Genomic DNA, 10,014 nt, shown 5'->3' with positions numbered 1-10,014 from the left:
CTCGTAATTGAGGAACTTCTTCTCCTTGAAATAGTATTGCCTGATGTTGTAGAGAGCCACATTGTACAGGTTATTGCTGTACTGGCACATCTCCCTGAGCATAGCATACTCTTCCTTGGAGAGTTTTCGGATTACATTCGATTGAGTTAGATACATCTTGTTACACCTCCTTTCTTACTATATACATATTATATGGCAAAAGAAAACAGTTGACAAGACTATCTACGTTGTTTTGTAGATTGAGCGGGCATCGAACCCGCTCAATCTACCGCCATTCATCTCCCACCTAAGAGGAAGGCGTCTTCTGGCGGGGGCGATAAAAAAGGACAATAGTTTCGCCTTATCCGGCTCCCTATCGTCCAGCTTATTCTTCATCAAAACACCTGATTGACAACGAGATAGCGCAGCCAATAAGAAAATCCCCGAAGCAGGGAAAGTGTTTAGGGAGATAGAAAATTTTTTGTATTCACCAGAAACTATCTTTATCTTTCTGTTTCTCAACCCATTTGTGAGCTGCGTCTTTTTTTACCCACCACTCATCAAAATAGATTTCAACGTCTCTTTCGTTGCTCTCATCGGAACATCTATGCGAGCCCAGCACGAAATTCCCCTCAAGGACATCACCTGGTTCGAGCCGATTCGGTTTGGCGTAATATTTCCGTACCCAGCCACAACTGTAGCCATGAAAACCGGATACAACCACGCTTTTATTCACAGCATTGTAATAAACTACCGTCGCCTTTTCCGCAAATGCACTGCTCGTTAGCATCAACGTCAGCAAAAACAACAAGGGGAATACTTTTTTCAACGACATGTTCCTCACTCCTTATCCTTATACCAATCGGCTTGTCCTTGCCGTAATATCCTGTTCCTTATATCCCCGAAGCAGGGAAAGTGTTTATTCTTTTTTACAAAAAATTTTCCCTATAATAGACGTACAAAGCCCGCGGAGCTGGTGGTGTTTTCCGCAGCTTTTGACAAGCCTGTCTATGGCGAAGGAAAATATTACCAGCCCCGCGGGCGCCTTTATGCCTCGATGTAAACCAAAATCCATACAGTACACACTAAGCCCGCGGAGCTGGTGATGTTTTCCGCAGCTTTTGACAAGCCTGTCTATGGCGAAGGAAAACATTACCAGCCCCGCGGGCGCCTTTATGCCTCGATGTAAACCAAAATCCATACAGTACGCACTAAGCCCGCGGGGTCGGTGATGTTTTCCGCAGCTTTTGACAAGCCTGTCTATGGCGAAGGAAAATATTACCAGCCCCGCGGGTGCCTTTATGCCTCGATGTAAACCAAAATCCATACAGTACGCACTAAGCCCGCGGGAGCTGGTGGTGTTTTCCGCAGCTTTTGACAAGCCTGTCTATGGCGAAGGAAAACATTACCGGCCCCGCGGGCGCCTTAGTACCTCGATGTAAACCTAAACCCGAACAAATTTATTTTTCCGCCGCCAGCCTCCCCTTCACGCGTGCGGGCACATACTGCCAGAACTCGCTTTCCGCCGCCGGCATCTCGGCTTCCCGTTCTGCCGCCAGTGCCTCATCGAGCCGCGCATAAGCTGCCTTCATGGCCTTTTCTCGCGCCTCGCCCTTGGCCTTGCGAATTTGGCCATGCTTTTCCTGTACATATGCCTCATGCGGAATCTGCGGACTATAGGAATACTCAATCGCCCGCTTGAGCCAGGCTGCCGGATAGCGGATTTCCTGATTGAACATCTCATACCAAAGCACCGCCAGTTCCCGGTCCACCAGATAAAGACCATATCGCTTCACCAGTGCCCGAATCGTATCCGGCGTAATATGGCACCGCGAACCATGATAAATACAACTCTCCAACGTTACATCACTCATGTCCTATCCCTGCCTTTCTTCAAGCCAAAAATTCTGCCTGTCCCGGCTTATCCCAAGGGTCACCGCCCCTGCCCGGCTCCTGCCAAAGCGCTGCCCGCCGGCCTGCCGAAAAGCCCATTTCCCGCAATTTCGCATAACAGATGGTATAACTAAACGTCCTATCATAACGGGTGCGATTCAGCCGCCGTCTTTTAATCAGCCCCATCTTCTCCAGCCGGGCAGCCGCCACTTTCACCTGCGACGGCGAAAGCCCCAGCTGCCGCGCCCATTCCGGCAGGGTATTATAGACCCAGAAATCCCCTGCCACAAATTTATGTGTCCGCTCCAGCCAATAATCAATCTGTGCGAGCAGCAAGGCCTCAGAACGTCCGATACGCGCTGCCAAATCCACATGGTATAGCGCTACACGTTCCCCCTTTTTCTCAATCATAAACAGCTGCCCTCCATTCGTTTCTGCAGCTGCCGCAGATTAATCCGCATGCCGTGCAGCTCCTCCATATGGGCAAAATAATGGTCAAAAAGCAGTTCCCGTCCCGCAATGATTTTTCCCCGCACAGAACCGGCCGACTCCCGGACATAGAACGTCCTGCCGGATAAAAAACGCACTTCCGAACCCGCGCCGTTCTGTTTCATATCCACAATCCGCGCGATATTTAGATAGGCCATCACCCCATGCCCCGTGTTCACCGCCTGCCGGAAACGCAGCGGCATCAGGATAAGCGACAGGCTGAGTTCATAAAAATCAATATGCCCCCGAACCCTGCCCGTCCGCATTCCCCGGAGAAGACGCATACGGGACAGGGACTTTCCGCGACAGGCTGCCAACGTATCCAACAAAGTTTCGACCTTACAATTCGGATACAATTCCTCAGTACCATCACTGCGGCGTACTACTGCGGCAAAACCGCCCGCAGCAGTATCCACTTCATAGAGCACTTCAATTCTTTTGTTCGTGCACAGCATTGTTGAAAGTTTGGAATTCATCATATACGCCTCTCCTCTAAAAATATTTGTGAAGGTGTCACGCATCAAGAAACGTTCTTCCCCTTCACGCACACATTATAGTCCGATTTGCTATAATTTTCAAGACACTTTACACATCTTATGTTACAACATTGCATATGTATAATTATTCATCTCGCATTTTTTATTATTTGCACAAATGTTTTTATCGATTGTACATGCTTTTTGTATATTTATACAACAATCCTGCCTGCCACCTTATCCTTTCGTAATCTTATGTTCATCCTATGGTATAGGTGAGAGACGGGCGGACTTTCCAAAGGAGCAAAACACGCCCTTGGAAGAGACGAAAAAAAATTTGTTATGCCGGTGGATTTTTCCTGTCCTGAAGTTATGTATAAGGGTGTAAGGGCAAGGCGCCACCCACACAATCAATCCACTCTACCAATGAACAGGAGGAATTCATCATGACTCAGCGTACAAACGCCGCCACCAAAATGCAGGTAAAGGTCATCACGGGCAGCGACAGCACCGGTAAGGACACCGTGGTCACCCGCACCTTTACCGTAAATCCCCAGCTGGCCGATGAAGACGTACTCGCCCTCGGCACGAAGCTGGCCACGCTGCAAAGTCTGCCGCTGAAGGGCGTCTGCCGCCAGGACAACGCCGGGCTTGCCGAAGTACACTAATCTTCAACAGCGAATAGAAAGGAGCTATCACCATGAAATCCACGTTAAAAATGATTCTGTCCCTCGAAAACGGCAAAAGCGCTACGTTTTCCCTTCCCTCCCCCCGTCCTGATCTGACGGAAGCCGAAGTCACGGAGGTGCTTGACGAAATCATCACCAAAAAGGCCTTCATCGTCGGCGGCAGCCCGGTAGAGGCCATCAAGCGCATCTACATTCAGGACGTAGACGACAAAGCGCTGGCCTAAGGCTATGGACGAGCCCATCTTAACCGCCATCTCCGCCGTCGGTTTCCCCATCGTAGTGACGTTCTACCTGTTGACCACATTCCAGCGGTCAATGGACAGACTCACCTGCCAGCTCGGGGAACTTACACGGGAGCTGCAGCGGCTAAAATAAACACCAGCAAAACTAAGCCCGTAGGAACCACATCGTTCCCACGGGCTTTTTCGATATAAAACAAAAAGCACCGCCAAAGCGGTGCTGTATATTCATATGGCAGGGGTAGCTGGACTCGAACCAACGCATGCGGGATTCAGAGACCCGTGCCTTACCAACTTGGCGATACCCCTGTGTCTTTTTGCGCTCTCGCGCATCAACAATAAATATTATAGCGGGGAGTCATTAAACTGTCAAGCACTTTTTAAAAAAATTTTACTTTTTTTGTAAAAGGTCGCGAGCAAAAGGCGGCGGGCAGGGAAGGCAATTGCTTTCGTCCGCTTAGATATGACGGTCAATTTAGTAAATGTAGGATGTACAGGTGTAAAAATTTCAGAAAAATCAATGTTTCGCCATTTTTTTACTCATTCTGTCCACTTTACGGTTTACTGGGGGGGGACAGATGTTATAATACAAGAGAACTCTAAATAATATTCAGACATCTTAAGGAGTGAATGCACTTATGCCTACATTAATGAAGAAAAAGAAATCTCTTGCCCTGCTGACCTCCCTGGGTCTGCTTTGTTTTTCCGGTGCCAGCGCGGCCCCTGCCATCCCCGAGAACCCCTCGGCAGCCCGTGAACAGGCCGAGCAGGCCCAGGCCAGCACCACCATTGAAAACGCCATTCCCGATGCGGCTGCCACCACCTCCGGGGCAAGCTTTGTCCTGCAAGCCCTCACCGTCCAGCAGGAACCGGGCCTGGAAGTAAAGCAGGAGAAGCTGGACCGCATCGCAGCCAAATATGTGGGCAAGACGGTTACCATCGGCGACCTGAACAAGGCCGCTGCCGAAATCACCCGCTATTGCCGCGCCCATGGCTATCCTGCTGCCACGGCCTACTTGCCGCCCCAGGAATCTGCCAGCGGCTCCATTAACATTGCCGTAGCACCGGGACGCTATGGCAATATCACCATCAACAACAACAGCACCAAGGTCAAGACCTCTGCCGTTGAGCGTCTGACCCACGGCCTGAAGCAGGGCGAGGTTGTAAGGGGCAAGAATCTAGAAACCGTCCTCTACAACATCATCGGCCTTGGCGGCGTGAAGGCTGGCGGCATGCTCAGCCCCGGCACGAATAACGGCGAAAGTGACCTGCAGATCCTCGTGGAGGACGGCAGGCAGTCCACCTATGTGCTCTATGTGAATAACTACGGTAGCAAGCCCGCCGGCCGCTATCGCTACGGCGTTACGGCTGACTGGTACGAGCTGGGCGGCAATGGCGGCCATATGGGCGTCAACGCCATGCTATCCAACAAGCACCAGAAGAACTTTGGGGTGCGCTATGACCAGGCCATTGGCCACAGCGGCAGCCGTTTGGGGCTGGGCGTCTCCCATGCCAACTATGAGCTGGGCGCGCGCCTCGAAGCCTTCGGTGCCGAGGGAACTGCCACCACGGTAAGCCTCTACGGCTCCACTCCCCTCTACCGCACCTCCAATGCGGGCTCCTACCTCTCCTACGGCCTTAATTATCGTGACATGACCGACGAGCTTACTCGTTTCGGTCTCCGCACCGACAAGAACAGCCTGGCTGCCCATGTGGGTCTCAACGGCTTCCTGAAGGACAACCAGACCACCTACGCCTATGATGTCAAAGCCTATGCAGGACAGCTCCACGGTGATACCCGTGTAGCAGGCGTCACGGCACCCCTGCCTCAGGAGGGCAGTTACCAGAAGGGCACCATCGATGTGAGCGCAGTACACACCTTTGCCCCCCATTGGGATATCCTCCTCAAGGGTTCTGCCCAGCTGGCAGCAAATGACCTGGACACCTCCGAGGAAATGTATCTGGGCGGCGCCCAGGGCGTCCGCGCCTATCCCCAGGGCGAAGGCTCCGGCGACAGCGGCTTTCTGGCCACTGCAGAGCTGCGCTACCATACGGGTGTCCCCGGCCTCACCCTCTCCACTTACTTTGATGCTGGCCAGGTGACGTCCAAAGGAGCCGGCGCCGACCTCCGCGACACCACCCTCAAGGGCTGGGGCGTAGGCATCACCTGGAGCCGCCAGAATGACTTCTTTGCCCGTCTGGACTACGCAAGGCGCATCGGCCTGGGCAGGAATGTCAGCCAGGATGCCAATGCCAAGGGCAGGATCTGGTTTACGCTGGGCAAGATTTGGTAATTAAGATGGCCACCGGGGAAGGCGGGAGGTTTCCCGCCTTTTCGGGCCTCTGTAAATATAAATAACAGATTCTTGCCATTTGTAAGAAAATTCCTATTCTACGCAAAATGAAAGGAAGCGATTATGATGACGAAAAAGGATTTCACTAAGGCTCTCTCAAAAAAGATTGCCCTGGCTTTGTCCATCGGCATGTTCTCCATTTTGCCTTTCGCCCAGGCCCTGCCCACCGGCGGTACCAGTGAAACGGCCAGCATTGCCACAGCCGATTCCACCATGAATATCACCAGCAGCCAGACCAACAACATCATCAACTGGAACACCTTTAGCATTGCCAACGGGGAAACCGTGAACTTTGACGCCCGCAATTACCTGAATCTTGTCAATGGTTCGGAAGCGTCCCAGATTTATGGCGCCTTAAACGGCCAGGGCATGGTCTTCCTGATCAACCCCAACGGTATCCTGTTCGGCCAGGGAGCCACCATAAATGTGGCCGCCCTCACCGCCTCCACACGCACCATCGACAGCGTGGACCAGGACGCCTTCATGGGGCTGAAGGCCTTTCACGACTACGAAAATCCTGAATGGCTGGTGAACAATCACTACCTCAGCCCGGATGATGTCAAATCGCCAGAAAAAATTGCCACAGCTGCTGTGGCGGCCAGAAAGGGAGCCATCTACGGAGGAAGCGAGGACTATATCGCCACCCGTGTCTATAGCGAAGAGAAGGACGAGTATGTCCAGGAAACCATTACGGTAAACCGCAAACGGGTGCTGCCTTATCCCAGTGACAACTTCATTACCAATCTTGGCCACACCATGACTACAGCCCAGGAGACTGACTATACTTTCGTTGACAATATGGCCGGGGAAATCGCCATCGCTGCCTTGACGAATGTAAACAATGCCTCGGAAATCCGTCTGGAATCCGGCCATGTCATCCTGCAGTCCGCCGACATGCTAAACGACCTGACAGAGGTAGTGACCAGGAGCGCCAGCACCGGTTATGCTATTGGCGGCCAGTATGTCACGGACAGCGGCACCACCGCAACTATATATGTATCGCAGGCTAACACCTCCAACCCGAACACAACTTACATCCACGGCCTGATTATCGGCGGCGATTCCACTAACGAAAGCGTGGCTATTTATGATGAAAGCGGCGCTAACCCTGTGCGGAGAATCAATCTTCATCCGTCCTATGTGAGCGGCGACGAGACTATACCCGCCGTCACAGAGTCACAGATTGGCTGGGGCGCCGACCTGAATGCCAGCGTCAAGGCGAATATGGGCAAGGTCATTACTTATCCCCAGTATGATTCCACCCGCTGGGAAGACGCCAGGCTGGACGTCAAGTGCAATTACGGTGAACAGGTGTGGAAAGAAATCGATCAGTACTCCACCTACCAGTTGGTGACCACCCCCGGCGCCCTGTCCGCCCTTGATGGCAAGGGCAGCTACCTCCTGGGCAGCGACATCGATATGTCTTCGGTGCAGAACTTCACCCCCATTGGTGGCGATGAATACGGCAATTTCAACGGAAACTTCAATGGGCTGGGCTACACCATCAAAAATATCAACGTAAATGCTACTGACGATAACAGGGTCGGTGGCCTCTTCAGCAGTCTCGGCATGAAAGCCACGGTGAAGAACCTCAATCTGGAAAATGTGAACATCCAGGCAGCCGGCAGTGCCGGAGCATTGGCCGGCTATGTCGGCGGGGCCACCCTGGATAACATCAAGGTCAAAAGCGGCACGGTCACCTCAACGAACTCTGATGCCGGCGGCATCGCCGGAGCGTACCGCGGCTACTCCCAAACCAGACAAAACGTGACGACCTACCCGGCCAAGTCATCCTGTCTCTATAATGGAGCTACAGTCACCGGTGCAGGCGATGTAGGCGGCATCTTTGGCAGCCTCGATCAGGGCACAGTCTCTAATGCAGTAAATACCGGCAGTGTCACCGGCCAGTCTGCAGGCGGCATTTTCGGCACCCTGGATACACACGCTACACTCAGCAATGCCTATAATACCGGCACGGTTTCCTCCAACACTTCTTACAGCAGCTACACCGGCGGCATTATCGGCAAGTATAATGACAGCACCTCCAAGATGGATAACGTCTTCAATCTTGGCGCCGTCAAAGGCCAGTCCACTAATGTGGGCGGCATCGCAGGTGGCCTGACCGGCAACGACACCAACACTTCTGGCATCACCAATGCCTACTATGCAGAGGGCACCGTCCAGGATCAGAACGGCAATCCCGTGACCAACGCCGTGGCCATCGGCACCGCCGAGCCTGGCAAGAATGTTGCCACCCGCATCGACAACATCTGGGGCACCAACCTGGCTGCTGCCTATGACACCAACACCAATACTAACACTGGCGACAACACCAACACCAATACTAACACCGGCGACAACACCAACACCAATACCAACACCGGCGACAACACCAACACTAATACTAACACCGGCGACAACACCAACACCAATACTAACACCGGCGACAACACCAACACCAACACCGGCGACAACACCAACACCAATACTAACACCGGCGACAACACCAACACCAATACTAACACCGGCGACAACACCAACACCAATACTAACACCGGCGACAACACCAACACCAATACTAACACCGGCGACAACACCAACGACATCGAAAAGGTTACTGGCAAACTTTACAGCACCTATGAAAACAACCTCACCGGTATCAACAAAACCGAGCCTGCCAACGATTCCGCAGCTCCCAACCCGGGACGTCCTGCCATCGATGCCCCCGAGACCTCTCTCCCCAACGGCACTGACAATATCGTTGAAAACACTAGCGACCAGGACCTGAGCAGCAGCAACGATGACCAGGAAGAAGAAAAGTAAACATTAGCCAAGCCAAAATGGCATAAGCAAAGCCGCCCCAGTTTTGAACTGTTGGGCGGCTTATAGCTGAGCTGTACTGTATGCACCAGCCGAGGGAACAGATGATGTTTTCCCGGCGCCTTTGAGCAACAATGTAAGGTACACACTAAGCCCGTGCGGCTGGCTGTGTTTTTCCGCAGCTTTTGGCAAGCATGCCTATGGCGAAGGAAAAATACTGCCAGCTGCCACGGCGCCTTCGCACATATATGTCAACTGGATAATATACGCACTAAGCCCGTGGGACTGGCGATGCTTTTCCGCAGCTTTTGACAAGCCTGTCTATGGCGAAGGAAAAGTATCGCCAGTCCCACGGGCGCCTTCGCATATCTATGTACCTAAGCGGCAAATACGTGAAACAAATAACTAGCTGCAATATATGGAAATTGAACAAAATTGTATATATAATGTAACTATGTGTGAAATAATTTCCATTTAGGGGGCTTTTAACAGTCAAGCATAACTTATAAAAAGTTGATAAAAACCGATAAAAAGTCTAAGCAACCTAAGCAATCTTACTTTCCGATACAGAAATAGTACAATGTCCATCAAGGCATGGTATAATTATTTGTATAAGGGAGGTGAGTGCGATGATAAAGGCAGTCAGAATAAAACTCCTGCCGAACAACAAACAGCAGACTAAGTTGTTTCAGTTCGCGGGTGCTTCAAGATTTGCCTTTAACTGGGCTTTAGATAAGCAAATGGAGAATTTCAAGGAGGACAGAAAACTTCAAAGTGATTATGACCTTCGCAAGGAGTTCACCGTTCTTCGTAATTCTGAAGAATACTCGTGGCTTCTAGGTATATCCAACAATGTCACCAAGCAGGCTATCAAGGATTTGTGCATAGCGTACAAGAACTTCTTCCACAAGCAGAGGCAGAAAGGGTATGTCAAATATTCACCCAGGAAGCTGGCACATTTTGCCCGCATCGACAGGAAACCGACCGTCTATGACATGAACGGGCACCCTAAGTTTCGCAGCAAAAAGAATGGCGACTTTCGTTTCTATCAGGACAATGTAAAAATCCAGTTCAC

Annotated in this window: 11 protein-coding genes and 1 tRNA gene; 6 read left to right on the top strand and 6 right to left on the bottom strand. The window is 51.7% G+C overall.

The window, feature by feature from the left end:
• Nucleotides 1–466: 466 nt before the first annotated feature.
• The 5 genes from G598_RS0114520 to G598_RS0114500 all read right to left on the bottom strand — a co-directional run bounded on the left by G598_RS0114520 (nt 467) and on the right by G598_RS0114500 (nt 2,840).
• Nucleotides 467–814, bottom strand: coding sequence for a hypothetical protein (locus G598_RS0114520; protein ID WP_026767547.1), 348 nt, complete (start codon nt 812–814; stop codon nt 467–469).
• Nucleotides 815–898: 84 nt separating this feature from the next.
• Nucleotides 899–1,306 carry a hypothetical protein gene (locus tag G598_RS20110; protein ID WP_026767546.1) on the bottom strand — a complete coding sequence of 136 codons (408 nt, stop codon included), beginning with the start codon at nt 1,304–1,306 and terminating at the stop codon, nt 899–901.
• 133 nt (nt 1,307–1,439) lie between these two features.
• Nucleotides 1,440–1,853, bottom strand: a complete 414-nt coding sequence (locus tag G598_RS0114510) for a hypothetical protein (RefSeq protein ID WP_026767545.1) — start codon at nt 1,851–1,853, stop codon at nt 1,440–1,442.
• 19 nt (nt 1,854–1,872) lie between these two features.
• Nucleotides 1,873–2,283: a hypothetical protein gene (locus G598_RS18770; RefSeq protein WP_026767544.1), complete on the bottom strand. Its 411-nt coding sequence runs from the start codon at nt 2,281–2,283 to the stop codon at nt 1,873–1,875.
• Nucleotides 2,280–2,840 (bottom strand): hypothetical protein, encoded by a 561-nt coding sequence (locus G598_RS0114500; protein WP_026767543.1) that lies wholly within the window; start codon nt 2,838–2,840, stop codon nt 2,280–2,282. Before G598_RS0114500 ends, G598_RS18770 begins: the two co-directional genes overlap by 4 nt.
• A gap of 443 nt (nt 2,841–3,283) precedes the next feature.
• On the opposite strand from G598_RS0114500, the gene G598_RS0114495 reads away from it, so the two are divergent.
• Genes G598_RS0114495 through G598_RS19180 form a run of 3 tightly spaced genes read left to right on the top strand, consistent with a single transcriptional unit; the run spans nt 3,284 to nt 3,901 of the window.
• Nucleotides 3,284–3,505, top strand: a complete 222-nt coding sequence (locus G598_RS0114495; protein ID WP_026767542.1) for a DUF1659 domain-containing protein — start codon at nt 3,284–3,286, stop codon at nt 3,503–3,505.
• A gap of 32 nt (nt 3,506–3,537) precedes the next feature.
• A complete protein-coding gene (locus tag G598_RS0114490; protein ID WP_026767541.1) occupies nt 3,538–3,750 on the top strand; it encodes a DUF2922 domain-containing protein in 213 nt (70 codons plus the stop codon).
• A 4-nt stretch (nt 3,751–3,754) separates the two neighbouring features.
• Nucleotides 3,755–3,901, top strand: coding sequence for a YvrJ family protein (locus G598_RS19180; RefSeq protein WP_071837991.1), 147 nt, complete (start codon nt 3,755–3,757; stop codon nt 3,899–3,901).
• 97 nt (nt 3,902–3,998) lie between these two features.
• Here the strand turns inward: G598_RS19180 and G598_RS0114485 are convergent.
• Nucleotides 3,999–4,074: transfer RNA gene (locus G598_RS0114485), tRNA-Gln, on the bottom strand.
• Nucleotides 4,075–4,403: 329 nt separating this feature from the next.
• Here G598_RS0114485 and G598_RS0114480 point away from each other — a divergent pair.
• The 3 genes from G598_RS0114480 to G598_RS0114470 form a co-directional block, all read left to right on the top strand.
• Nucleotides 4,404–6,059 (top strand): ShlB/FhaC/HecB family hemolysin secretion/activation protein, encoded by a 1,656-nt coding sequence (locus tag G598_RS0114480; RefSeq protein ID WP_071837990.1) that lies wholly within the window; start codon nt 4,404–4,406, stop codon nt 6,057–6,059.
• A gap of 123 nt (nt 6,060–6,182) precedes the next feature.
• Nucleotides 6,183–8,942 carry a two-partner secretion domain-containing protein gene (locus G598_RS19420; protein WP_080657053.1) on the top strand — a complete coding sequence of 920 codons (2,760 nt, stop codon included), beginning with the start codon at nt 6,183–6,185 and terminating at the stop codon, nt 8,940–8,942.
• Nucleotides 8,943–9,568: 626 nt separating this feature from the next.
• Nucleotides 9,569–10,014, top strand: a 446-nt coding sequence (locus G598_RS0114470; protein WP_026767538.1) for a helix-turn-helix domain-containing protein, incomplete at its 3' end; no start/stop codon positions are given.

The organism is Selenomonas ruminantium subsp. ruminantium ATCC 12561, assembly GCF_000424065.1.
GTDB classification, from domain to species: Bacteria; Bacillota; Negativicutes; order Selenomonadales; family Selenomonadaceae; genus Selenomonas_A; species Selenomonas_A ruminantium.
This window is presented reverse-complemented; position numbering and strand designations above follow the sequence as displayed.

What these genes read in the sequence shown, in the direction of transcription:
- G598_RS0114520 (WP_026767547.1), bottom strand. Translation starts at nt 814, where the DNA reads ATGTCGTTGAAAAAAGTATTCCCCTTGTTGTTTTTGCTGACGTTGATG.
- G598_RS20110 (WP_026767546.1), bottom strand. Translation starts at nt 1,306, where the DNA reads ATGGATTTTGGTTTACATCGAGGCATAAAGGCACCCGCGGGGCTGGTA.
- G598_RS0114510 (WP_026767545.1), bottom strand. Translation starts at nt 1,853, where the DNA reads ATGAGTGATGTAACGTTGGAGAGTTGTATTTATCATGGTTCGCGGTGC.
- G598_RS18770 (WP_026767544.1), bottom strand. Translation starts at nt 2,283, where the DNA reads ATGATTGAGAAAAAGGGGGAACGTGTAGCGCTATACCATGTGGATTTG.
- G598_RS0114500 (WP_026767543.1), bottom strand. Translation starts at nt 2,840, where the DNA reads ATGATGAATTCCAAACTTTCAACAATGCTGTGCACGAACAAAAGAATT.
- G598_RS0114495 (WP_026767542.1), top strand. Translation starts at nt 3,284, where the DNA reads ATGACTCAGCGTACAAACGCCGCCACCAAAATGCAGGTAAAGGTCATC.
- G598_RS0114490 (WP_026767541.1), top strand. Translation starts at nt 3,538, where the DNA reads ATGAAATCCACGTTAAAAATGATTCTGTCCCTCGAAAACGGCAAAAGC.
- G598_RS19180 (WP_071837991.1), top strand. Translation starts at nt 3,755, where the DNA reads ATGGACGAGCCCATCTTAACCGCCATCTCCGCCGTCGGTTTCCCCATC.
- G598_RS0114480 (WP_071837990.1), top strand. Translation starts at nt 4,404, where the DNA reads ATGCCTACATTAATGAAGAAAAAGAAATCTCTTGCCCTGCTGACCTCC.
- G598_RS19420 (WP_080657053.1), top strand. Translation starts at nt 6,183, where the DNA reads ATGATGACGAAAAAGGATTTCACTAAGGCTCTCTCAAAAAAGATTGCC.